Raw genomic sequence first — 22,989 nt, 5'->3', positions numbered from 1 at the left:
ATTTGATAAAAGGAGCGAAACCACAATGAAACGTATAAAAAATATAACTCTGGCAGGACATAACGGTTCAGGAAAGACTTCACTTGCAGAAGCGCTGCTTTATAAAGTCGGAGTTTCCGACAGACTTGGCAAAACAACCGACGGAACAACAATAATGGATTTTGATCCGGAAGAAGTAAAAAGAAAAATTTCAATAGGCAGCTCTGCGGCGGCATTTGAATATGAAGATATAAAAGTAAATCTCCTTGACACTCCGGGACTTTTTGATTTTGCAGGAGAAATGATTCAGGGAATATCCGCCGCCGATACGGTTATGATAACTGTTTCAGCAAAATCAGGCGTTAAGGTCGGTACAAAAAAAGCGTATAAAGAAGCTGTAAAACAGAATAAATCTAAAATGTTTGTAGTAACAAAGATCGACGATGAAAACGCTAATTTCTATAACGTGCTTACAGAACTTAAAACCGTATTCGGTCCTACAGTTTGCCCTGTTGTAGTACCTGTTATTGAAAATGAAAAAATTGCTTCTTACGTAAATCTTATAGAAATGAAAGCGTATAAATACGATGATAAGGGCAATACAATTGAAACTGAAATGCCTGAAATTGAAAAAATGACTTATCGTATCGATGGCCTGTTGGAGGCTGTAAGCGAGGCTGTTGCCGAAACTGACGAAGCATTAATGGAGAAATTCTTTGAAGGTGAACCGTTTACTCAAAAAGAACTGATCGACGGTATACACAACGGTATGAACAATGGCATAATTACTCCTGTCGTATGCACATCAGCCGTTAATTTATCCGGTATTGATATGCTTTTAAAAGAAATTGCACTTCTTATTCCGTCCGCAGATGAGTCTGAATCGGTTGAAGCAGCATTAGGAGATGATTTGATACAAATTAAATGCACTACAGAAGAACCTCTGTCTGCATTCGTATTTAAAACCGTAGCTGACCCGTTTATCGGAAAAGTGTCGTATATTAAAGTCATGTCGGGCATACTGAAAGCAGATTCAACAGTTTTCAATTCTTCAACAGGAGAAAATGAAAAAATCGGTAAGCTTTATTTTATGAAAGGCAAACAACAAACTGAAACATCAGAAGCAACCGCCGGCGATATTGTAACCGCAGTTAAAATTAATGCGTCTACTTTTGATACTCTTTGCTCTCCGGAACGTAAGGTTTTATTTAAAAAATTATCTCTTCCTGTTCCATGCTATTCAATGGCAGTATGCAGCGCACAGGGTGATGAAAGCAAAATTTCAACCGGCATTCAAAGAATACTTGACGAAGACAAAACCTTAAAATACGAACAGAATGAAAGTACTAAAGAACAGATTTTAAGCGGTCTGGGCGAACAGCACCTTGAGGTTACCGTATCCAAGCTGAAAAACAAGTTCGGTGTTGATATTGAACTGAAAGAACCTAAAATCGCATACAAAGAAACTATCCGTCGCAAGGTCAAAGCTGAAGGAAAGTACAAGAAACAAACAGGCGGACACGGTCAATACGGTCATGTATGGATCGAATTTGAACCTTGTGTAAGCGATTCGCTTATATTCGAAGAAAAAGTATTCGGCGGAGCAGTGCCAAAAAACTACTTCCCTGCGGTTGAAAAAGGATTGCAGGAATCCGTAAAAAAAGGCGTACTTGCCGGCTGCCCCGTTGTAGGACTCAAAGCAATACTTGTAGACGGCTCATATCACCCTGTCGATTCATCGGAAATGGCATTTAAAACAGCCGCTTCCCTTGCGTATAAGGAAGGTCTGAAACAGGCCGAACCGGTAATGCTTGAACCGATCGGAAATCTTAAAGCAGTCGTACCGGACGAAAATACCGGAGATGTTATGGGTGAACTTAACAAACGCAGAGGAAGAGTTCTGGGAATGGAACCATACGAAGAAGGTATGACTGAAATTTCTGCTGAAGTTCCCATGAGAGAAATGCATAGCTTTACTATGTACCTAAAACAAGTCACAAGAGGTATGGGAAGTTTCACATTCGATTTTCTGAGATATGAACAACTGCCTGCAAATCTTGTAGCAGAAGTTATTACAGAAAGTATTCAAGAATAAATGAAATATAAAAACTGCAAAAATCTTACTGGTTTTTGCAGTTTTATTGTTGCCATTAAAAAAATAAAGTGATATAATATTATATGGTGATGAAATATGTCAATAAAAATGTCGAACACAGAGCTGTTTAAAAGATATTTGCTTTTTATTATCAGTTTGTTTTGTACGGCTATGGGAGTAAGTCTGGCTGTAAAAGGAGGTCTTGGCACATCTCCTATATCGTCTGTTGCCTATGCTCTCAGTTTAAATACTCCCATATCCCTTGGATATCTGCTGTTTATCTGGAATATGACGCTTCTTTTACTTCAAATAATTATTCTGCGAAAGGATTTCCAAAAAATACAGCTTATGCAAATTCCCTTATCACTTATTTTCGGTTGGTTTACAGATTTTTCAAAATACATAATATCAGCTGATTCAGTTCCGAACCACTACACTGTAAGATTAATATTAACTGTAGTCGGAATGATAACAGTGGCATTGGGCGTTACTCTTTCAGTCATTGCAAATGTGGTACTTAATTCAGGTGAAGGCTTTGTCAAAGCAATATCTGATAAACTACATTTAAAATTTGGTAATGTGAAAATTGCTTTCGATATATCATGCGTAATCATGGCAGCGGTCATCTCATTAATACTATCACATAAAATTCAAGGAGTTCGTGAAGGAACATTTATAGCTGCATGTTTTACAGGAATAATTGTAAAATTCCTAATGAAAACTCTAAATAAACCCGTATGCCGTTTATTGAATATTAAAAATTAATAAAAATGCGCTCTTCAATTGAAAAGCGCATTTATTTTTAATCATTATTGTTTTCTGTAGTAATTGGTTCAGCTTCAATGGACACCTTTTGAAGTCCCACTGCCCACACCTTATCATAATTGGGGAAACTGATAGTTGCATCCGCTGTAAAATTACTGCTCTGAACCGTATATTTCAGCAGATCAACAGAAACCAAAATATCCTTTTCCGTTATTTCAGCGATATCCTCCTCAGGTCCGATAATGTCAAAGACAAGTCCGTAGGAATTTACCGTACAATTATAATTGGTTGGGGCATTTAAAATAGATATATCGTTTACTGTTACTGTCTTTTTGGCAAGTCCGTCAGTATTAAGCTTGACCGTTACCGTCGAAATATTTGAAAGATTCTTATAATTTTCAGGAATCTCCAGTTCAAACGACTTATTGAAATCCCAGTCAATATCATACAGAGGAATAGAACCAATATTCCATGTATTGATTTTTTCAAGCTCAGTATTCGGAGACGCAACGTTTATTGTATTAACATTCATTTCCAGACTTAATGAGTCAGCGTCAAAATTTGCGGGAGCATATCTCAGATCATAACTCAGATCCAATTTTTTTTGCATATAAACCGGTATATCAATAGTAAAATCATTTGTATTAAATGTAATATTTTTAGTATCTATCTTTGATTCATTTTTGTCATACAAAACAACTTCCGAGCTGTGAAATGTGTATGCAGTGTCAAGCTCCTGTTCATTGTTTACAATTACCGCAGCCTTATCAATTTTATCCAATTGAGTTGAAGGACCTGAAACTTCTATTACATTAGGAGTACATTTAAAATCACCGTTATCCATATAAAGACCTTCAACGGCTTTTATGTTAGGAGCTTCAACAGAAAGTTCAAATTCTCTTGTGTCAATTTTATCGAACATTACCGCCATAGTAGATGGACTAACGCTGGTAACGTCAAATTTTACATCTGACTTTTTACTTATAACATTAATCTTCAAATACTTTTCTCCGGCGGAAGTTACATTTTCCACAACAGCCGAAGCGACAAGATCGTCAGCCGAAAGACTTCCAATGCTTGAACGGTTACCCTGAATTGTTACAGTAACTTTTTTAGTTTCATAGCTTATAACGCTCAATCCGTTTTCCTCGGCAGACGTCCCTGTAATATCCACTTCAACCGGTATGTTGCTTAATGTTTTAGGCGTTGTAGGATACACCGTTATTGAAATAATAAACCAAGCGATAATAGCAATAAGAACTGAGTATATAATCATTGCTGGATTAGTGGTAAGTGCGCTCCGGAGATTATTCATAATATTTTTAACATACTTCACTTTTTACCATCTCCTTTTGAACGAAAACCTTTCCTTACCGGAAGTTTTTTCTTAGAGTCCACAGGCTTTGGAATAACTGCCTCATGAAGATATTCATTTAATCTGAACCGTGTAAAGTCACGGACGAGCACACCATTTTCCGCAACAGAAATTTGTCCGGTTTCCTCAGAAACCACAACAATAACCGCATCGGAATTTTCACTCATTCCAATTGCCGCTCTGTGCCTTGAGCCAAGCTTTTTATTTATAAGTTCTTCCTTTTGAGGCTTAGGCAAAAAACATGCCGCTGCAAGAATAATTCCGTCTCTGATAATTACTGCTCCGTCATGAAGGGGCGTATTAGGATAAAATATATTTCCAAAAAGCTCCTTACTGGGTTTGGCGTTTATTATTGTTCCGTTTGCTATCTGCTCTCCCAGTTTAGTTTGTCTCTCAATTACAATCAATGCACCTGTTTTGGTAGAGGATAAGTCCATACACGAATCACATATGGCTTCTATGGCATTATTCCACTGAGACGTTAATTCATCTGAAGAACCTGAAAAATTAAATAAATTTACTCCCAGCTTTGTACGCCCCGCTTTTTCAAGTGCTCGCCTGATCTCAGGCTGAAACATAATAAGTATGGCAAGAATGCCTACGTTCAAAATACTTTTTACTATATATGAAATTGATTTCAATCCGATAAAAGTGCTTACAAGATATGCGGCGGCAATAAGTAAAATTCCTTTAACCAGTTGTCCTGCACGAGTTTCTTTTATAAATTTTATAAGTATGTATATCAAATACGACATAAGAAGCATGTCAATTATGTCCATAAAAGTTATCGACTGCAAAACATTCCATACCATATTTATTCCATTTTTTATTGCGTACATAACTCACTCCCCTTCCTTTTCTACCATTTACTATGTACAGAGGGGCTTTGCCCCTCCGTATTATCCTAATATAATTTTACCATAAATACAGATAATTTCAATAGTTTTTATTATATTTTCTGTATTTTTTTTATAGTTTTCACAAGACTTTCAACTTGCTGTTCGTTATTAAAAACAGACGGAGCAAATCTTACAGTCCCGTCCGGCGTACCAAGAGAATAATGAGCAAGCGGAGAACAATGAAGACCTGCTCTCAGGCAAAAACCGTACTGATTCAGCTTATCTGCTGCATCCTCCGGTTTCATATCCGGAATATTAAATGAAACAATAGGAACATATTCAACTCCCGGATTACGGTAAATCACGGTTTTTGTATCTGCAAGACCCTTTATAAATTTTCGGCATAGTTTATCTTCATGCTGAAAAATTTTATTCGGTCTCATGTCCCTTACAAATTCTATTCCATACTTCAAGGCAATTATTCCTACAGTATTAACTGTACCGCTTTCAAATCCATCGGGAAGCATATCCGGATGCTCAAGATTCAGCGCCGAGCTTCCGGTACCGCCCTGAATCAACGGAGTTAAATTATATTTTCCATCGCTTATAAGAAGTCCTGTTCCCGTAGGACCGTAAAGACCCTTATGACCGGCAGTACACAAAAAATTTATTCCATCGGACATTTTTATATCAAGAGTTCCGCACGCCTGTGCTCCGTCCGCAATAAAGCAGATATTTTTTTCCTGACATAATTTCCCGATTTCCTTATACGGCATTATCTGTCCGGTAACATTACCGGCAATTGTACACACAATTGCTTTGGTATTATGATTTATAAGCGAACGGAAATTATTGACCGTCTCAGCAGGATCGTCTGAAACTTCGGCTATACTGAAGGTACATTTTCTTTTTTTAGCCAATGCATAAACCGGTCTTGCGGAAGAATTGTGTTCTATTCCGCTTATTATTATATGACCGCCTGACGACATTATTCCCTGAATCGCAAAGTTCAGCGCATGAGTACAGTTAGCTGTAAAAATTACATTTTCTGTCTGAGCGCCGAAAAAGTCAGCGGCAGTCTGCCTTGTATCAAAAACCTTTTCGGAAGTTAATAAGGTAAGCGTATGACCTCCCCTGCCTGCGTTTCCACCATATTGCTTTACCGCTTTAAAAATCGCATTTGCAACAGAAACGGGCTTTGGAAAAGTCGTTGCTGCATTGTCAAAATTAATTGTCATTGCGGCATCGCGCCTCCCAATAGCTTTCCGTATGCGATATTATATTTATCTAAAAATGCAATCACTATTTCAGGAGCTCCGTTAACAACGATCATATGAGTGCAACCGTTTTCTGAAACGTTTGCGGCTCTTTTGACCGTGCATGTAAAGCCCTGCTCATTGAACATACGCTTTGCTTTAATGGCAAGTGTAACAGAGGGCATAGAGACTGCTGTCGTATTCATAGTATCACCCCTTCTTTGAGAATTTGTGTTCACAGGCATTTACTCCTGCAAGCACAAATTCTGAACGCAATCTTCTAAGGCAGCCATTTACAGTATTGCCTTAATGCTATTCTTCCTGATGATACTATTATATGCCGGAAATTATATACTGTTCTTATTTTCGACAAGAAGCAGTACACAGTGAGCCGCCATACCTGAACCGTCTCCTGTAAAACCCATTTTTTCTTCTGTAGTAGCTTTAACGCTGACTTGTGAGATTTCGCACCCGCAGGCTTTAGCTATATTTTCTCTCATTTGTTCTATGTAAGGAGAAAGCTTCGGCGCCTGCGCTAAAACCACGGCGTCCAAATTGCCGAGCTTATATCCTCTATTAATAATGAGTCTGTATACATGCTCTAAGAGTTTTATACTGTCTGCGCCCTTATACTCCGGATCGTTATCGGGAAAATGTTTTCCAATATCTCCCAATGCAAGTGCTCCTAAAAAAGCGTCCATTACAGCATGTGTAAGAACGTCAGCGTCTGAATGTCCTAAAAGTCCTTTTTCGTAAGGAATCTCTACTCCTCCTAAAATAAGCTTTCTGTTTTCTGTCAGCCTATGTACATCATATCCGTGTCCTATTCTCATTATATTTAATCCTCCTGTAAAAGAAGTTGGGCTATTTTTATATCTTCGGGAGTTGTGATTTTAATATTTTTGTAATCTCCTGTGGTCATGCAGACCTTAACTCCTATTGCCTCCATAAGCTGACAGTCATCGGTAAAATCCAGCTCATGCTCAAGGGCAAAATCTACGCCTTCAAAGTAAAGCCTACGCTTAAACACTTGAGGAGTTTGTGTTATGTAAAGAGAAGGACGGTGCGGAGTATCTTCAATAAGACCGTCATGAACGATCTTTATAGTATCCTTAACAGGAACTCCCAATACCGCTCCGCCGAAAACGGAAGCGTCCTTTATTGTTTTTTCAATATGTGCAGGATTTACAAGGGGTCTTGCGCCGTCATGAACGGCGATCATTTCAGTATCGGGACTGATTTTTCTAAGTCCGTTTATAACGCTCTGCTGACGGGTACTGCCGCCCTGTGCAAAGCCGTGAAGTTTTGTAATACCAAGACTATCAGCCGTTTTGCGTATTTCTTCTTCGTCCTGACAGCGGCAGACTACAACTATATCGGTAATACTTTCGCATTTTTGAAAAGCAGTAAGAGTACAGCCTATAACGTTGGTTTTTCCAAGGGGAAGCAGTATTTTATTTACGCCCTGCATACGGCTTGAATTGCCGGCGCATACGATTATTGCAGATGTATTCATTATTTTCTCCGTTTCCATAGATTTTGATGATTCTGTGATTAATCAATTCAACTCGGACTTTAAATTTAATCGTTATTATTCTGTATCTTCATCGTGCCAAATACAATAATAGTCATCTTCGTCTCCCCATGCGTCCAACCCATCAGATTGACCAACATACAATAATTCATCATTACGAATGATGATTAAGCATTGATGTTCAGGTTCCCAGGGACAATCACATTCTATTCCATATCCTATTCCGTCACCTTTCGGCGGATAAACATACAGTGTTGGTTCGGAAAGATATTCAATAAGATTCCTGCCTGATTTATAGCCTTCCATAACAGGTTCAATCTCATTAACGATTTCATCGTATATCCCCATTTCTTTCCACTCGGAATACATATACAGAAAAAATCTTACGAGATATTCTTGCAATTTAAGGAGCATATCAATATTATTATTTAAGCTATTGTAGTGTGCGATACATTTTTCAGCATACTCAACTGTTGCACCGTCATCAATAAATATTGAAACAGCCATTTCTCCCTTAAATAGCGAGGTTGAATTGAATTTTCCATCAGCAAACCAACCATTTTCATCAGTTTGCAAATCTTTGATAACTGACATCTTTCTTCTCCTAATCATTTTATATTATGTAATTCCACATTCAACAAAATTATAATAAATCAGAATTTGCGGTTAAGTTAGTCAAACAATAATCAGGTCGACAACTGATGATAAACCAAATTCAGAAAAATATTCCTTTGCACTTTCTTTTATTTCAGAAAAACTGATTGAATTTGAATCCAGAAAATCATCATCTTTTTCGCAAAGATGAGAATAAACAATCAGACCTATAAGAAGATCATCTTTAGTTTTGTCAAGTGTATTTAAATACATATTTGAAATAGCATTTTTTATATTGCCGTTGTCTATTTCCATGATAAGTTCATCAGATAAAGCTTGTTTTTCTTTGTTCTGAAATTCCATAGAAGCAGGTGTTTCGGTATCCAGTCCGAATATCAGCTTCATTGCCGCAGCAACACATTCTTTAATCTGTCTGATTATATAATCCTGTTCAAACATATTGTGTCATTCTCCCTTTATCAATTCCGATTTATCTTACTATCCATACTCAGCAAAATTGAAATATATCAATTATAATTATAACATTTTACCGGCCTTGTGTAAAGAAAAAAGAACAAAATTTACAAAAAAGCCTGCGGCAAACGCAGGCTTGATATTCAAACACTCATACCGATTTCTATTGCTCTGAGATTAATGCCCAAAAGATTACTTCTCTTAGGAGGTACGCATTTTTCCAGTGCCTTTTTTATGGTCTCAAAGGAAAACAGACCGCTTTCCTTAATCATCTTTCCAATTAAAATAATGTTTGCAGTCCCGTTGATATTATTGTCCGTTGCAAGCTGTGTAGCCGGAATATAATGACACTCCACATCTTTTCTTTCACTTTTGAGAGAAACAAGAGTACTGTCAATAAACGCCTTACCGCCGGCTTTTACTTTATTAATAAATTTTTCAAATGACGGCTGATTCATCGCCATCATCAAATCCGGTTCAGTTACAAGCGGAGAAGCAATAGGTTCATCTGAAATGCATACGGAACAGTTTGCCGTTCCTCCCCTCATTTCAGGACCGTATGACGGCAGCCATGAAAGTTCCTTTTTATCCATAAGACCACAGTAAGCAAGAACCTTTCCGGCAAACAAAATACCCTGACCGCCGAATCCTGCCAGTAAAATTTCCTTATTCATTTTTTATCCTCCGTTTCCGTTATATCCTTATATACTCCAAGAGGAAAATAGGGAATACATTCAGTTCTGAGCCTTTCCATTGATTCAATAGGCGTAAGTCCCCAGTTAGTAGGGCAGGTCGAAAGAATTTCAACTATAGAAAAACCTCTGTTATTTTTCTGATTATCAAATGCCTTTCTGATAGCATTTTTTGTTTCTCTTATATGGGGTACGCTGTCAACGGAAGTTCTCTGCGCCAGCGCAACGCCGTCCAGAGCGGAAAGCATCTCACATATTTTCACAGGAAATCCGGCAGTTTTAGTGTCACGTCCGTAAGGAGTAGTCTGCGTCACCTGACCCGGAATAGTAGTAGGCGCCATCTGACCGCCTGTCATTCCGTAAATAGTATTGTTTACAAAGATGACCACAATGTTTTCGCCTCGTGTAGCGCTGTGTACAGTTTCGGCAGTACCGATAGCCGCAAGGTCACCGTCTCCCTGATAGGTAAAAACATATTTATCAGGCAAAGCTCTTTTTACTCCTGTTGCAACAGCCGGAGCACGTCCGTGAGGAGCTTCTATCATATCGCAGGCGAAGTAATCATAAGCCATTACCGAACAGCCTACCGGACACACGCCAATAGTATCCCCCTCAATGCCCATTTCGTCAATTACCTCGCAGATAAGTCTGTGAATTATTCCGTGAGTGCAGCCGGGACAGTAATGCATTGTTGTGTCAAGGAGAGACTTCGGTTTTTCAAATACCACTGCCATTACTGAACACCTCCCAGTTTTTTAATTTCATTAAGTACTTCGTCAGGAGTCGGAACAACACCGCCGGTTCTTCCGTAAAAATGTACAGGGATTCTGCATTCAACGGCAAGCTTAATATCGTCTACCATTTGTCCCATACTCATTTCGGTGACAAGAATTTTTTTTGCGTTTTCGGCAGACTTTTTTATAATATCGGATGGGAACGGCCAAAGCGTAATCGGACGTACAAGTCCTGCCTTTATTCCAAGCTCTCTTGCACTATGAACGGCAGATTTTGCAATTCTTGCTACAGCGCCATATGCGGCAACTATAATATCAGCGTCCTCTGTCATATATGTTTCCGCCTCCGGGCATTCTCTTTTTACAATTTCATATCGCTTGTATCTTTCAAAATTCAGCTTTTCCAGTTCATCTGCCTGTAAAAACAGTGAATTTATAATATTATGAGGACGTTTATTTCCGTGACCGTTTGTCGCCCACGGCTTGTCAGGCTGATTGTTTCTGATTTCCGGAAAGGAAACAGGTTCCATCATCTGACCTAAAAGACCGTCCGCAAGAATCATTGCCGGCATACGGTATTTATCAGCATTATCAAACGCTTTAATAACCATGTCGACCATTTCCTGAACAGATGACGGTGCATATACAAGCAGCTGGAAATCTCCGTGTCCTAAAGCCTTTGTAGCCTGCCAGTAGTCCGACTGTGAAGGCTGAATTCCTCCAAGACCCGGACCGCCTCTCTGAACATTTATAATAACGCACGGCAAATCGCTTCCCGCAATATACGAAACTCCCTCCGACTTAAGGCTTATACCCGGTGAAGATGATGAGGTCATAGCTCTTACTCCGGCTGATGCCGCTCCCAAAACCATATTTATTGCGGCGATTTCAGATTCTGCCTGAAGAAAAACTCTTCCCTCTTTTGGCATTCTCTTTGCCATATATGCGGCAATTTCCGTTTGAGGTGTTATAGGATAGCCGAAGTAACAGCGGCAGCCCGCTCTGATTGCAGCTTCGGCAAGGGCTTCATTGCCCTTCATTAAATTTCTTTCCAATCAAAAAACTTCCTTTATTCTTTATATTTGCTGACTTTAATAGCGCAGTCCGGACATATCAAAGCGCACATAGCACAGCTTACGCATGCTTCCTGATCTATACATGCGGCAGTAAAATATCCTTTATTATTTCTTGCATCCTTCTGAATAACCACAATTTTTTTAGGACAGGCCGTCGTACACAGTCCGCATCCTTTACATTTATCGGAAAGTACTTCCATTTTTATCATAGATAAAAAATCTCCTTTCTTATTTATCCCACAAAGGCTTTACAAACAGTTCCACTTCTGTTTTAGGAGAAATATTTATATCAATACCTTTTCTATAAGCGGTAAATACAAGAGGAAGTCCGGTTTCCTCTGAAATTTTCACTGCAAACTCATGGGATTTTTCTATTTCTTCGGCAGAAGTTTCATAACCAAGTGAGGAATTATTAATAATTCCCGTATGTTTTATCCTTGCCGCCTGTTCAATTTCATACATAAGCTGAACTGCCTCTGCCGGAGTTTTGGTAAGATACCGATAGCAGTTTATGACATACAGCATGTCCGTCTGCTCTTTCATTGAATCGATCAAGGGAGCATATCTGCCAAGGGCGTAAGCTCCGGCGTCATCACCGCCTACGTCTATAACAACATGACTGCTTTCGGAAATTATTCTTTCCATATCAAAGTTTACCGCAGGGATATCAAGATTGCTTCCGGCATACATAGGCGCAATCATTTCTATACTGTTTTTTTTCAACAGCTCCGGAAAATCTGAAGTTCTGAAATACGGATTTACGATGTCAAGATCCACAATGGATACTTTTTTATTGTTCTGTGCCAGTCTAAGAGCGGTATTAAGTGCAATTGTGGTTTTTCCGCTGCCGTAATGACCGGTTATAATATTAATCTTTTTCATATTTTTATTATAGCTCTCCTATGAACAGTTATTCTGTCGAAACAGCAACTGTTCTTAATTTTCATTATAGCACAAAAATTATTTAATTCAATAGAAAAAATTAATTTTCACTGTTTTTTCACTATGTATGTTAATTTTTAACGGTTAAAATTTAAATATTATTATGCAAAACACATAAATTGTGATTTTCTTGACAAACACCATGTATTTGATGTAAAATATAATAGATAAACTTGAAAGGACTGATTGCAATGGGTTTAACATTAACTGAAAAAATATTAAAAGCTCACCTTGTCGACGGTGAAATGGTAAAAGGAAAAGAAATAGGAATAAAAATCGACCAGACTCTTACTCAGGATGCTACAGGTACAATGGCATATCTTGAATTTGAAGCTATGGGAGTCCCAAGAGTAAAAACCGAAAGAAGCGTTGCGTACATAGACCACAATACTCTGCAGAACGGCTTTGAAAATGCCGATGACCACAGATTTATCGGCAGTGTTGCAAAGAAACACGGTATTTATTTTTCACGTCCGGGCAACGGTATCTGCCATCAGGTTCAACTGGAACGTTTTGGTATTCCGGGCAAAACTCTTATCGGTTCTGACAGCCATACTCCAACCGGCGGCGGTATCGGTATGATTGCAATCGGCGCAGGCGGTCTTGATGTTGCGGTTGCAATGGGCGGCGGCGCTTATTACATTACATGTCCTAAGGTAGTAAAGGTAGAGCTTACAGGCAAGCTTTCTCCTTGGGTTGCTGCTAAGGACGTTATTCTCGAAGTTTTAAGACGTCTTTCTGTTAAAGGCGGCGTAGGCAAAGTAATTGAGTACTGCGGTGAAGGCGTTAAAACACTTTCAGTACCTGAAAGAGCTACTATTACAAATATGGGCGCAGAGCTTGGCGCTACAACTTCAATTTTCCCGTCTGATGAAATTACAAGGGAATTCTTAAAGGCTCAGCAAAGGGAAGACGTATGGACAGAGCTTTCAGCTGACGCTGACGCAGTATATGACGAAGAACTTACAATCAATTTAAGCGAACTTGAACCGCTTGCTGCATGTCCGCATTCTCCTGACAATGTAAAATCAGTAAAGGAAATCGGCAAGATCAAAATCGATCAGGTTTGTATCGGTTCATGTACAAATTCATCTCTTATGGACATGCTCAAGGTGGCACACATCTTAAAGGGAAGAACTGTTCACCCTGATGTTTCTCTTTCAATTGCTCCGGGTTCAAAGCAGGTTCTTAATATGCTTGCCGAAAACGGCGCTCTTTCCGTTATGATCGACGCAGGCGCAAGAATTCTTGAAAGTGCATGCGGACCTTGCATCGGTATGGGACAGTCTCCTAATTCAAAGGGTATTTCTTTAAGAACATTCAACAGAAACTTTGAAGGACGCTCCGGTACAAAGGACGGTCAGATTTATCTGGTATCTCCTGAAGTTGCTGCCGCTTCCGCAATTGCAGGTGTTTTCACAGATCCAAGAGAACTGGGAGATATGCCTGAATTCAAGCTCCCGGAAGTATTTAAAATTAATGACAACATGGTCGTTCCTCCAATTGCCGAAGCAGAAATGGACAGCGTTGAAATATTAAGAGGACCTAACATCAAGCCTTTCCCTGAAACATCTCCTCTTGACGCTTCAATTGACGCAGGAGTTTCACTGAAAGTCGGCGACAACATTACAACCGACCACATTATGCCTGCCGGAGCTAAGATTCTTCCTCTGCGTTCAAATATTCCTGCTATTTCACAGCACTGCTTTACAATCTGTGACGAACAGTTCCCGTCAAGAGCCAAGGAAATGGGCAAAAGCATTATCGTAGGCGGATCAAACTACGGTCAGGGTTCTTCAAGAGAACATGCCGCTTTAGCTCCTCTTTACCTGGGCATCAAGGCTGTACTTGTTAAATCATTTGCAAGAATCCACAGAGCCAATCTTATAAATGCCGGTATTTTACCGCTTACATTCGTAAACGAAGCAGACTATGACGCAATTTCACAAGGTGACGAGTTGGTACTTGATAATGTAAGAGCAGAAATTGAAGCAGGAAAATCCGAGCTTACTGTTGTAAACAAAACAACAGGTAAGGAAATCCCCGTACTTTGCGAACTCAGCGGACGTACTAAAGACATTATTCTTGCAGGCGGTCTTCTTGACTATACAAGGGAGTCCATGAAATAATGGAATGGCTAAATATTTATCCTGCACGAGTGAGAGTACGCAGTTTCCATATAGAATCAAAAAGCGAACTTGTTGCACTTGTAGTTTGTATAGTATTATACTTTGCCCTGAATCTGCTTTTGCAGAAATTCTGTCCAAATATGAGTCAGAAAAAAATTAATATCATTTCCTTAATACCTGCTGCAATAGCTGCATTTATAATTATTTTCACAATGGGGTAAAATATGGCTATTGATATATCAAACAGACGAGACGGTCCTATACGGCGTATAGCCATCCCTTCGCAAAGAAAAAAAGGCTTGACTTCAGACATTCTAAAACTTATTGCCGTAATTGCAATGGTTATCGACCATATTGCATGGGCGTTCATACCTTTTAACAGCATTGCAGGACAGATCATGCATGTTATCGGACGGCTCACCGCTCCGATAATGTGTTTTATGATTGCGGAGGGCTATTATAAAACCCATAATGTAAAAAAATACGCTCAGAGACTTGGGATATTCGCTCTGATATCTCACATCCCATACACTTATTTTCATACAGGAAAATTTGAAATTATCAGTACTACAAGCGTGATCTTTCCTCTTTTTATGGGACTAATCGCATTAATTGTTCGGGACAATCCTAAATACGAAACTTCTGTAAAAAACATGATAATTCTTCTTATCTGTCTAGTCTCTATGTTCGGCGACTGGGGCGGGATTGCCGTTGTATGGATTTTGATCTTCGGAAGCAGACACTATTCCAGAAAAACTCAAATGCAGTATTTTTGTGTTTCTACAGCAATTATGATCGTTTTGAATATAATATTCAACGCAGTTTACGGCTGCTGGTACAATAATCTGTTTCAACTTGGAATATTTCTTGCAGTCCCGCTACTAATAAACTATAACGGTATAAGACGAAGCGGAAAATCCTATAAGTGGTTTTTCTATATTTTCTATCCGGCACACCTTCTACTGCTTGCCGTAATCAGATACGTTACATTATAAAAGGAGAATTTTATGGGGCTTTTTGAAAGATTGTTTAAAACTGACAAAAATGAAAATGAAAAAAAGGATCTTTCGTACATTTACAAAATTACGGAGCTAATAACTAATAATAATTCCGGCATAATAAATGCATTAAAAGAAAATATTATGAAAAGTGATTCCGACGATGATTGTTGGCTGGGCATGGTTGATTTACTGGACGAAGAAGGTTATGCGTTTGGTATTGATTATAAATGTGAGCTTGAAGATTTTTTATGGGCATTGAAACAGTTAAAAACTTACAGTCTTATCGACATAAACCTTTCTTCGCTAAATCTTAACGAAAATGAAAATGTTGAATCATGGGGTGAAGAAATTAATACCGCTTTAGGCGGCAGAGCATATATTTGTATGATTGATATTGACAGTGACAGCTATGAACTGATTATAGTTAACGCTGATGTATATGAAAAAATTTCACATATTGCGGAAAGCAATGGGCATACAATCGACGATTTATAATTTATCAGGGAGGAAAAAACAATGGCAAAAATTCAAATGAAAACACCGCTGGTCGAAATGGACGGCGACGAAATGACAAGAATCCTTTGGAAATGGATCAAAGAAATTCTTCTCGAACCTTATATCGACCTGAACACAGAGTACTATGATCTTGGTCTTGAGTACAGGGAAAAAACAAAGGATAAGGTTACTTTCGACAGTGCCGAAGCAACTAAAAAATACGGAGTTGCCGTTAAATGTGCAACAATTACTCCGAATGCCGCAAGAATGCCTGAATATAACCTGACAGAAATGTGGAAGTCCCCTAACGGTACGATCAGAGCGATTCTGGACGGTACTGTTTTCAGAACTCCTATTCTTGTAAAGGGCATTACACCGTATATCCCTACATGGACTAATCCTATTACTATTGCTCGTCATGCATACGGCGATGTATATAAAAATACAGAAATGCAGGTTAAAGGCGGCGGTAAGGCTGAACTTGTATTCACAGATAAGAACGGAAATGAAACAAGACAGACTATCCATGAATTTGACGGCGACGGTATCATTCAGGGTCTTCACAATATTGATAAAAGTATTGAAGGTTTTGCAAAGTCATGCTTTAACTATGCTCTTGATACAAAGCAGGACGTATGGTTTGCTACAAAGGATACTATTTCCAAAAAGTACGACCACAGATTTAAAGATATCTTCCAGGAAATCTTTGATGCAGAATATAAGGAAAAATTTGAAGCGGCAGGTATTGAATATTTCTATACCCTCATTGACGACGCAGTTGCAAGAGTTATCCGTTCAAACGGCGGCTACATCTGGGCATGCAAAAATTATGACGGCGACGTTATGTCAGATATGGTATCAACCGCATTCGGAAGTCTTGCAATGATGACCTCTGTTCTGGTTTCTCCTGACGGTGTATATGAATATGAAGCTGCTCACGGAACAGTTCAGAGACATTATTACAAATACTTAAAGGGTGAAGAAACATCTACAAACTCAGTTGCAACAATCTTTGCATGGAGCGGTGCTCTAAGAAAAAGAGGCGAGCTTGACGGTAACAACGAGCTTATGGCTTTTGCCGACAAGCTTGAAAAGGCTACGATTCAGACAATTGAAGACGGAGTTATGACAGGCGATCTGTATCTGCTTTCAAGTCTTGAAAACAAAAAGAAAGTTGATTCAAAAACATTCCTTGAAGAAATCAACAACAGACTTTCTGTACTTATGAAATAAATAAAAAATAAAGATATAATTAACAAATTTCGGCGTCCGCAGCCGTAAAAAGCGGAAACCGCAGCGTATTCCGAATAAAAATGAAATATGCATTCGTCATGAAGAAATATTCGGAATACTGTATGCGGCGGTGGAGATAAATATGTCAAAGTCCTTGGTTTCATCACCGGTAATAAAGCGTTTACCCAGATATTACAGATTTTTAGGGGAACTTGATAGGCAGGGAATTATACGTATTTCCAGCAGGGAGCTTTCAGAACGAATGGGGGTTACAGCGTCTCAGATACGTCAGGATCTAAACTGCTTCGGCGGTTTCGGTCAGCAGGGCTACGGTTATAATGTTAAAGAACTTCATGCCGCAATTGCAGAAATACTAGGTATTAATGCAGGCAACAAAACTATTTTGATAGGCGCCGGAAATTTGGGAAGCGCCATAGCTTCTCATATTGATTTCAACAAAAAAGGATTCCGGCTGATAGGTATTTTTGACAGCAATCCAGAAAAAAACGGACAGATTATTGCTAAAAATACAGTTATGAATATTGTTGAACTGGAAAAATTCTGTAAGAAAAACAATCCGGTCTGCGCCGTTTTGTGTATTCCTAAAAGCGCCGCTGAAGAAATTGTAACCAGACTTATCAACGCCGGCATAAAAGGTTTTTGGAATTTCAGTCATTACGACCTGACCGTCCACAAAGGCATAATAGTAGAAAATGTACATCTTACAGATAGTCTTATGACATTGGCTTACGGACTTAATCATGCAGATGATGAATAATAAGTTTACAGGAGGTATTTCCTCCTGTTTTTTTATGCAATATAGAATAATTTTTGAATAAATGAACTTTATAATAATGGAATTATGCAACTGAAGGTTGCGTAAATGCAAGCTGCAATTGGTTGCTTTGTTAAATGCTTTCATATATAATTTATGATATGGGGTTAAAATCCTATGTTGTTATGGCATGTTGTACTTTATATGACATGTTTTTATATAACTATGAAAGGAGTTGAATTATGAAATTTTCAGAAAAAGTACGTAAACTGCGTATCAGAAAAGGACTTTCTCAGGAAGAACTTGCCGAAAAGCTTGATGTGAGCCGTCAGACTGTATCAAAATGGGAAGCAGGCAGTTCTTTGCCGGAAATTGAAAAGCTTATATTCCTGAGTGATTTTTTTCAGGTTTCAATCGACTATCTGCTGAGAGATAAGCAGATCAATACAAACTTTTCAGAGGATCTGGACAGAATGGTCATTAAGTTTTTAGGATCATCTTATGAAATGGCTGATATTTCCCGTCAGCTTGTAGATATAATGGAAGATGGAATTATTGATGATGCTGAGAGAGTTCAGATGGAAGACATTATCTGTACAATGGATAAGATTTCAGATAATATCGAAAAGATCAGAAAAGCTATAGATCTGACATATAGTTTTAATTCTGAAGATTTTTAAAAATTAGGGGGAAATATTATGAAAGCATTTGACATTTTTAAAAAGACCATGATTTTTGTGTGGATGAGACTCGGTATAAATCTTGCAGTTTCAGCAGTAGTTATTTTATGGACCATTATGTGGATCGCTATTGCGTCAGCTTCTGAAAACGGTTTCATGATTATTCTTGCAGTAATAGCTATTGCACTTTCAGGAAAAATAGTAAGTATTATTATGCAGTATATCGGCTATATGATTAAGTCTGCTCAGATTGCAGTTATAGCTGAAATATTTCAGACCGGCAGAATCCCTAATAATATGGTTGAATTTGGTAAGGAACGTGTCAAAAGCAAATTTGCCCAAGCAAATGTTTACATACTTCTTGACAAGCTGGTAAGCGGCTCCGTAAGGCAAATAAACAAGGTTGTTAATTCAACGGTTGGATGGATTGAAAAGCTTGTACCACAGGCATCGTTTATAACGAACATAGTACAGAAATTTACTACGCTTACTCTCACTTATGTAGATGAATGCTGTTTATGCTATACTTTTATGAAAGACGAACAGTCGGCATTTAAGTCTGCTGCTGACGGTGTTGTAATATATTTTCAGAACTGGAAATCGCTGCTTAAATCTTCAGCAAAAGGTACCGGAATCACTATTGTTGCCGAATTAGCTGTTGGAATAATTGTGTATCTTATTATAATGGCAATAGTAGGACTTTTTGACGCAAGTTTAGGCTGGCTTATTGCTCTTGTGACTGCAATTTGTATTATTTTCAGCCTGCGTGACGCTTTTATCAGTTCTTTTATGATGATCTATACCATGGAGAATTTTAATAAGGAAGCTCAGACAGGTAAAATTTCTGTTGATCTTTATGGAAAGCTTTGCGGTATCTCAAAGAAATTCAAAGAACTTTTTGATAAAGGCGGTGGAACGGTTAATAATCAGCCTGCATTTAGCGCAGCCGGAAATGGTTCTTTACCGGCGGAATCAGTTTCTGTGTCACAGAATAACAGTAGATTCTGCAGCGGCTGCGGTGCAGAGTTTAATGGTTCAGAAAAATTCTGTTCAAGCTGCGGAAAAGAAAAATAATTTTAGAAATGTGAGATTTTCATTTTTGTATTGTACAATCATAAAGAATGTGTTAAAATAATATTATATTTATAAATTCATTATTTTACTGTACGTCAGAATGGAGATTGTTATGAAATTAAATAAAAATATAATGGAAATTTTACATAGAAAATGTACGGACTATTATTTCGATATGGAACAGTTTCTCAAAGAACTTATAGCCATTCCCAGCGTTATGGGAAAATCGAAAATAAATATGCCTTACGGAGAAAATTCTGCAAAAGTACTTGACGTTTTTTTAAAAAAGGCAGCAGAACTTGGCTTTAAAACCAAAAACATTGATAATTATGCCGGAACAATAGATATTGGAGAGGGTAAACCTGAGCTTGGTATATTATGTCATTTAGACGTAGTGGACGCCGGTATCGGCTGGAACCACCCTCCTTTCGAGCTTACAAAATCAGACGGCAAACTTTACGGCAGAGGAACTACCGATGATAAAGGGCCGGCAGTATCAGTACTTTACGGCTTAAAGGCGGCGAAAGAAACAGGACTGATTAAAAAACCGGTAAGATTTATTGTGGGTTGCAACGAGGAAAACGGTTCTGATGATTTAGAATATTACTGTAAAAAGGAAGCTTTACCAGAAAAGCTTTATACTCCTGACGGTCAGTATCCTGTAATAAATATTGAAAAAGGTATGATAAGAGGTAAGTTCAGCAAAAAGCTTGCTGAAAATAGTCCCAAAAAACATATTTTAAAAATTCACGGCGGAGATACAGTAAACGCAGTACCGTCAGAGGCTTTTGCCGAAATATGCGGTTTTTCTGAGGACGAAATAAATATCGGAAACGATTTTTTATATGAAGATTTAAAAGACTCCATAAAAATAATTTCCAAAGGCGTTTCGGCACACGCTTCTACTCCTGAAAACGGAAAAAATGCACTTACCAAACTTATTAAATTCTTAAGCCATTTGGATTTTGACAATCAAATTTCAGATACTTTAAAGTCGCTTTTCGAAATATTTCCATACGGTGAAACAAATGGAGAACACGCAGGAGTTAAATGCAGTGATGACAAATCCGGAGCGCTGACGCTGGTTTTAAGCGTACTTGAATTCGACGGAACTAATTTTGAAGGAATATTTGATATTCGTTTTCCGGTAAGCTTCAAATCAGATGAAATAAACAGTAAAATTCAGAAAACACTCCAAAGTCATGGATTTGACTACGAATGCATTCTAGCCTCTGAACCTCACTATGTTGATGAGAACAGCGATTTTGTACAGACCTTGCTAAAAGTTTACGAAAACCTCACAGGCGAAAAAGGAAAATGCATTGCCATAGGCGGCGGTACTTATGTTCACAATACTATCGGAGGAGTTGCATTTGGTGCGGAAATGCCCGGAAAGGAATATAATATCCACTGCGCTGATGAATATACGGTTCCTGAAGAAATGATCCTGAATGCTGAAATGACTGCAAATGCAGTTATAGAAATATGCGGATAAATGTATGCAAATCGTTGACAAATTTTATAAATTGAGTTATACTTTAATAGATGTTGTATAGTTTATTATGTCGGAGGATTAAAAAGTGAAAAAAATAATTTTAACAGGTGACAGACCAACCGGAAAACTTCATTTAGGACATTATGTCGGTTCTCTTAAAAGAAGAGTAGAGCTTCAGAATTCCGGCGAATATGATGAGATTTATATAATGATTGCCGACGCTCAGGCGCTTACAGATAATGCCGATAATCCGGAAAAGGTTCGTCAGAATATTATTGAAGTAGCTCTTGATTATATGTCCTGCGGACTTGATCCGGAAAAATCAACGCTGTTTATTCAGTCCCAGATACCGGAGCTGTGCGAGCTTACCTGTTATTACATGAATCTTGTAACGGTTTCAAGACTTCAAAGAAATCCTACAGTTAAAACAGAAATTAAAATGCGTAATTTTGAAACCAGTATCCCTGTGGGATTTTTTACATATCCTATTAGTCAGGCTTCAGATATTACCGCTTTTAAGGCTACAACTGTTCCTGCCGGTGAAGACCAGATGCCTATGGTTGAACAGACAAAAGAAATCGTACATAAATTCAATAATGTTTACGGTGAAACTCTTGTAGATCCTGATATTCTTCTGCCGTCCAATCAGGCATGTATGAGACTGCCCGGCACTGACGGCAAGGCAAAAATGAGCAAATCTCTGGGAAATTGTATTTATCTTTCAGATGAACCGGACGTTGTTAAAAAGAAGATTATGAGCATGTATACCGATCCTGATCATGTTAAGGTCAGCGATCCGGGCAAGATTGAAGGAAATACCGTTTTTACATATCTGGACGCTTTTTGCCGACAGGAACATTTTCAAAAGTATCTACCCGAATATACCGATCTTGACGAATTGAAAGCTCATTATCAGCGAGGCGGTCTGGGAGATGTAAAAGTAAAGAAGTTTTTAAACTGCGTTCTGGAAGAAGAACTTGAACCTATCAGAGCAAAAAGAAAAGAATTGGAAAAAAATATTCCGTATATCTATGAAATTCTCAGAAAAGGCTGTGTAAAAGCAAGAGAAAAAGCTGCTGAAACCTTAAATGATGTAAAAAATGCCATGAAAATCAATTATTTCGATGATAAGGAACTGATCGAAGCTCAGTCAGAAAAATATAAGGGATAAAAATTATTTCCATAACAATTAAATCCCCGAATGCAAAATAAATGCATTCGGGGATTTTTTACGCTGTATAAAGTCCGACCATGTAAACGTATGTGCACGGATACATATCAGATTATAAAGATTTAAAGACAAAAACACTATAAAGAAAATTTATGAAATTTTATTCATCAAGGTAAGACTTAACCAACACCTGCAAAAGCTCGTCTCTGTCAATATGGCGTATCAGACTTCTTGCATTATTGTATGTGGTTATGTACGTCGGATCTTCCGAAAGAATATAACCAACAATTTGATTGATGGGGTTGTAGCCTTTTTGAATCAGCGCATCATAAATAATAGTAAGATTTTTCTTTAATTCCAGTTCCTTTTCATCATTTACAGAAAAGGTCATAGTTTTATCACACATGGAAACTTCAGCCCCCTTTTTTTCTTATACAAATATTATAACCGATATTCAGATAATAAACAAGAGATTTGAAAAAAAATTTCTGTTTTGTAACTCTTTAACATCATAATTTTATTAATAATGCACAAATAAATAATAAAATTTTTTTGAATATAGTTTCCATACGTTTATTTTT

General features: G+C 38.1%; 25 protein-coding genes. 11 read left to right on the top strand and 14 right to left on the bottom strand.

Annotated features, from left to right (window positions below):
- Positions 1 to 25 precede the first annotated feature (25 nt).
- Both OCV67_RS06275 and OCV67_RS06270 read left to right on the top strand, forming a co-directional pair.
- Positions 26 to 2,074: an elongation factor G gene (locus tag OCV67_RS06275; protein ID WP_147643134.1), complete on the top strand. Its 2,049-nt coding sequence runs from the start codon at positions 26 to 28 to the stop codon at positions 2,072 to 2,074.
- 96 nt (positions 2,075 to 2,170) lie between these two features.
- Positions 2,171 to 2,839 (top strand): YczE/YyaS/YitT family protein, encoded by a 669-nt coding sequence (locus tag OCV67_RS06270; RefSeq protein ID WP_262644381.1) that lies wholly within the window; start codon positions 2,171 to 2,173, stop codon positions 2,837 to 2,839.
- 37 nt (positions 2,840 to 2,876) lie between these two features.
- Here OCV67_RS06270 and OCV67_RS06265 read toward each other — a convergent pair whose 3' ends face one another.
- The 13 genes from OCV67_RS06265 to OCV67_RS06205 all read right to left on the bottom strand — a co-directional run bounded on the left by OCV67_RS06265 (position 2,877) and on the right by OCV67_RS06205 (position 12,295).
- Positions 2,877 to 4,175, bottom strand: a complete 1,299-nt coding sequence (locus OCV67_RS06265) for a CdaR family protein (RefSeq protein ID WP_147643133.1) — start codon at positions 4,173 to 4,175, stop codon at positions 2,877 to 2,879.
- Positions 4,172 to 5,053 (bottom strand): diadenylate cyclase CdaA, encoded by an 882-nt coding sequence (cdaA, locus tag OCV67_RS06260; protein WP_147643132.1) that lies wholly within the window; start codon positions 5,051 to 5,053, stop codon positions 4,172 to 4,174. Before cdaA ends, OCV67_RS06265 begins: the two co-directional genes overlap by 4 nt.
- A 110-nt stretch (positions 5,054 to 5,163) precedes the next feature.
- Positions 5,164 to 6,291 carry an aminotransferase class V-fold PLP-dependent enzyme gene (locus tag OCV67_RS06255; protein WP_147643131.1) on the bottom strand — a complete coding sequence of 376 codons (1,128 nt, stop codon included), beginning with the start codon at positions 6,289 to 6,291 and terminating at the stop codon, positions 5,164 to 5,166.
- On the bottom strand, positions 6,288 to 6,548 hold the full coding sequence (locus OCV67_RS06250; protein WP_147643130.1) for a hypothetical protein: 261 nt from the start codon (positions 6,546 to 6,548) through the stop codon (positions 6,288 to 6,290). Before OCV67_RS06250 ends, OCV67_RS06255 begins: the two co-directional genes overlap by 4 nt.
- Positions 6,549 to 6,656: 108 nt before the next feature.
- Positions 6,657 to 7,142 (bottom strand): 2-C-methyl-D-erythritol 2,4-cyclodiphosphate synthase, encoded by a 486-nt coding sequence (ispF, locus tag OCV67_RS06245; RefSeq protein WP_147643129.1) that lies wholly within the window; start codon positions 7,140 to 7,142, stop codon positions 6,657 to 6,659.
- Between the two features lie 5 nt (positions 7,143 to 7,147).
- A complete protein-coding gene (ispD, locus tag OCV67_RS06240; RefSeq protein WP_147643128.1) occupies positions 7,148 to 7,825 on the bottom strand; it encodes a 2-C-methyl-D-erythritol 4-phosphate cytidylyltransferase in 678 nt (225 codons plus the stop codon).
- 75 nt (positions 7,826 to 7,900) lie between these two features.
- Entirely contained in the window at positions 7,901 to 8,437 is a 537-nt protein-coding gene (locus OCV67_RS06235) for a DUF6985 domain-containing protein (RefSeq protein ID WP_147643127.1), read from the bottom strand.
- Between the two features lie 81 nt (positions 8,438 to 8,518).
- Positions 8,519 to 8,896: a DUF6483 family protein gene (locus OCV67_RS06230; protein ID WP_147643126.1), complete on the bottom strand. Its 378-nt coding sequence runs from the start codon at positions 8,894 to 8,896 to the stop codon at positions 8,519 to 8,521.
- A 158-nt stretch (positions 8,897 to 9,054) separates the two neighbouring features.
- Positions 9,055 to 9,585, bottom strand: a complete 531-nt coding sequence (locus OCV67_RS06225; RefSeq protein ID WP_147643125.1) for a 2-oxoacid:acceptor oxidoreductase family protein — start codon at positions 9,583 to 9,585, stop codon at positions 9,055 to 9,057.
- Positions 9,582 to 10,337 (bottom strand): thiamine pyrophosphate-dependent enzyme, encoded by a 756-nt coding sequence (locus OCV67_RS06220; RefSeq protein WP_147643124.1) that lies wholly within the window; start codon positions 10,335 to 10,337, stop codon positions 9,582 to 9,584. Before OCV67_RS06220 ends, OCV67_RS06225 begins: the two co-directional genes overlap by 4 nt.
- A complete protein-coding gene (locus tag OCV67_RS06215) occupies positions 10,337 to 11,377 on the bottom strand; it encodes a 3-methyl-2-oxobutanoate dehydrogenase subunit VorB (protein WP_147643291.1) in 1,041 nt (346 codons plus the stop codon). The genes OCV67_RS06220 and OCV67_RS06215 overlap by 1 nt, the downstream gene beginning before the upstream one ends.
- A 29-nt stretch (positions 11,378 to 11,406) precedes the next feature.
- Entirely contained in the window at positions 11,407 to 11,622 is a 216-nt protein-coding gene (locus tag OCV67_RS06210; RefSeq protein WP_147643123.1) for a 4Fe-4S dicluster domain-containing protein, read from the bottom strand.
- A 19-nt stretch (positions 11,623 to 11,641) separates the two neighbouring features.
- A complete protein-coding gene (locus OCV67_RS06205; protein WP_147643122.1) occupies positions 11,642 to 12,295 on the bottom strand; it encodes a P-loop NTPase in 654 nt (217 codons plus the stop codon).
- 251 nt (positions 12,296 to 12,546) lie between these two features.
- Between OCV67_RS06205 and OCV67_RS06200 the strand changes: the two genes are divergently transcribed.
- The 9 genes from OCV67_RS06200 (at position 12,547) to trpS (ending at position 22,408) form a co-directional block, all read left to right on the top strand.
- On the top strand, positions 12,547 to 14,484 hold the full coding sequence (locus OCV67_RS06200) for an aconitate hydratase (protein WP_147643121.1): 1,938 nt from the start codon (positions 12,547 to 12,549) through the stop codon (positions 14,482 to 14,484).
- Between the two features lie 224 nt (positions 14,485 to 14,708).
- Positions 14,709 to 15,479, top strand: a complete 771-nt coding sequence (locus OCV67_RS06195) for a TraX family protein (protein ID WP_147643120.1) — start codon at positions 14,709 to 14,711, stop codon at positions 15,477 to 15,479.
- Between the two features lie 12 nt (positions 15,480 to 15,491).
- Positions 15,492 to 15,980 carry a DUF6630 family protein gene (locus OCV67_RS06190; protein WP_147643119.1) on the top strand — a complete coding sequence of 163 codons (489 nt, stop codon included), beginning with the start codon at positions 15,492 to 15,494 and terminating at the stop codon, positions 15,978 to 15,980.
- A 21-nt stretch (positions 15,981 to 16,001) separates the two neighbouring features.
- Complete coding sequence (locus OCV67_RS06185) at positions 16,002 to 17,213, top strand: NADP-dependent isocitrate dehydrogenase (protein ID WP_147643118.1); 1,212 nt, start codon at positions 16,002 to 16,004, stop codon at positions 17,211 to 17,213.
- A 142-nt stretch (positions 17,214 to 17,355) separates the two neighbouring features.
- Positions 17,356 to 17,991: a redox-sensing transcriptional repressor Rex gene (locus tag OCV67_RS06180; protein WP_147643117.1), complete on the top strand. Its 636-nt coding sequence runs from the start codon at positions 17,356 to 17,358 to the stop codon at positions 17,989 to 17,991.
- 239 nt (positions 17,992 to 18,230) lie between these two features.
- A complete protein-coding gene (locus OCV67_RS06175; RefSeq protein ID WP_147643116.1) occupies positions 18,231 to 18,668 on the top strand; it encodes a helix-turn-helix domain-containing protein in 438 nt (145 codons plus the stop codon).
- Between the two features lie 18 nt (positions 18,669 to 18,686).
- Positions 18,687 to 19,742: a zinc ribbon domain-containing protein gene (locus tag OCV67_RS06170; RefSeq protein ID WP_147643115.1), complete on the top strand. Its 1,056-nt coding sequence runs from the start codon at positions 18,687 to 18,689 to the stop codon at positions 19,740 to 19,742.
- 112 nt (positions 19,743 to 19,854) lie between these two features.
- Positions 19,855 to 21,237: a Sapep family Mn(2+)-dependent dipeptidase gene (locus tag OCV67_RS06165; protein ID WP_262644374.1), complete on the top strand. Its 1,383-nt coding sequence runs from the start codon at positions 19,855 to 19,857 to the stop codon at positions 21,235 to 21,237.
- An 85-nt stretch (positions 21,238 to 21,322) separates the two neighbouring features.
- Positions 21,323 to 22,408, top strand: coding sequence for a tryptophan--tRNA ligase (gene trpS / locus OCV67_RS06160; RefSeq protein ID WP_147643114.1), 1,086 nt, complete (start codon positions 21,323 to 21,325; stop codon positions 22,406 to 22,408).
- Between the two features lie 160 nt (positions 22,409 to 22,568).
- On the opposite strand, the gene OCV67_RS06155 is transcribed toward trpS, so the two are convergent.
- Complete coding sequence (locus OCV67_RS06155; RefSeq protein WP_147643113.1) at positions 22,569 to 22,814, bottom strand: IreB family regulatory phosphoprotein; 246 nt, start codon at positions 22,812 to 22,814, stop codon at positions 22,569 to 22,571.
- Positions 22,815 to 22,989 lie beyond the last annotated feature (175 nt).

This window comes from Porcipelethomonas ammoniilytica (assembly GCF_025567485.1).
Classification (GTDB): domain Bacteria; phylum Bacillota; class Clostridia; order Oscillospirales; family Ruminococcaceae; genus Porcipelethomonas; species Porcipelethomonas ammoniilytica.
The sequence above is the reverse complement of the archived record's forward strand: the minus strand, read 5'-3'. Positions and strand labels throughout refer to the sequence as shown.

Excerpts from the sequence above, each read along its gene's own strand:
- cdaA (WP_147643132.1), bottom strand. The coding sequence starts at position 5,053 with ATGTACGCAATAAAAAATGGAATAAATATGGTATGGAATGTTTTGCAG.
- OCV67_RS06175 (WP_147643116.1), top strand. The coding sequence starts at position 18,231 with ATGAAATTTTCAGAAAAAGTACGTAAACTGCGTATCAGAAAAGGACTT.
- OCV67_RS06165 (WP_262644374.1), top strand. The coding sequence starts at position 19,855 with ATGAAATTAAATAAAAATATAATGGAAATTTTACATAGAAAATGTACG.
- OCV67_RS06205 (WP_147643122.1), bottom strand. The coding sequence starts at position 12,295 with ATGAAAAAGATTAATATTATAACCGGTCATTACGGCAGCGGAAAAACC.
- OCV67_RS06230 (WP_147643126.1), bottom strand. The coding sequence starts at position 8,896 with ATGTTTGAACAGGATTATATAATCAGACAGATTAAAGAATGTGTTGCT.
- OCV67_RS06215 (WP_147643291.1), bottom strand. The coding sequence starts at position 11,377 with ATGAAGGGCAATGAAGCCCTTGCCGAAGCTGCAATCAGAGCGGGCTGC.
- OCV67_RS06210 (WP_147643123.1), bottom strand. The coding sequence starts at position 11,622 with ATGATAAAAATGGAAGTACTTTCCGATAAATGTAAAGGATGCGGACTG.
- OCV67_RS06270 (WP_262644381.1), top strand. The coding sequence starts at position 2,171 with ATGTCAATAAAAATGTCGAACACAGAGCTGTTTAAAAGATATTTGCTT.
- OCV67_RS06235 (WP_147643127.1), bottom strand. The coding sequence starts at position 8,437 with ATGTCAGTTATCAAAGATTTGCAAACTGATGAAAATGGTTGGTTTGCT.
- OCV67_RS06255 (WP_147643131.1), bottom strand. The coding sequence starts at position 6,291 with ATGACAATTAATTTTGACAATGCAGCAACGACTTTTCCAAAGCCCGTT.
- OCV67_RS06220 (WP_147643124.1), bottom strand. The coding sequence starts at position 10,337 with ATGGCAGTGGTATTTGAAAAACCGAAGTCTCTCCTTGACACAACAATG.
- ispD (WP_147643128.1), bottom strand. The coding sequence starts at position 7,825 with ATGAATACATCTGCAATAATCGTATGCGCCGGCAATTCAAGCCGTATG.
- OCV67_RS06170 (WP_147643115.1), top strand. The coding sequence starts at position 18,687 with ATGAAAGCATTTGACATTTTTAAAAAGACCATGATTTTTGTGTGGATG.
- OCV67_RS06155 (WP_147643113.1), bottom strand. The coding sequence starts at position 22,814 with ATGTGTGATAAAACTATGACCTTTTCTGTAAATGATGAAAAGGAACTG.
- OCV67_RS06185 (WP_147643118.1), top strand. The coding sequence starts at position 16,002 with ATGGCAAAAATTCAAATGAAAACACCGCTGGTCGAAATGGACGGCGAC.
- OCV67_RS06225 (WP_147643125.1), bottom strand. The coding sequence starts at position 9,585 with ATGAATAAGGAAATTTTACTGGCAGGATTCGGCGGTCAGGGTATTTTG.
- OCV67_RS06200 (WP_147643121.1), top strand. The coding sequence starts at position 12,547 with ATGGGTTTAACATTAACTGAAAAAATATTAAAAGCTCACCTTGTCGAC.
- OCV67_RS06275 (WP_147643134.1), top strand. The coding sequence starts at position 26 with ATGAAACGTATAAAAAATATAACTCTGGCAGGACATAACGGTTCAGGA.
- OCV67_RS06190 (WP_147643119.1), top strand. The coding sequence starts at position 15,492 with ATGGGGCTTTTTGAAAGATTGTTTAAAACTGACAAAAATGAAAATGAA.
- OCV67_RS06180 (WP_147643117.1), top strand. The coding sequence starts at position 17,356 with ATGTCAAAGTCCTTGGTTTCATCACCGGTAATAAAGCGTTTACCCAGA.
- OCV67_RS06195 (WP_147643120.1), top strand. The coding sequence starts at position 14,709 with ATGGCTATTGATATATCAAACAGACGAGACGGTCCTATACGGCGTATA.
- ispF (WP_147643129.1), bottom strand. The coding sequence starts at position 7,142 with ATGAGAATAGGACACGGATATGATGTACATAGGCTGACAGAAAACAGA.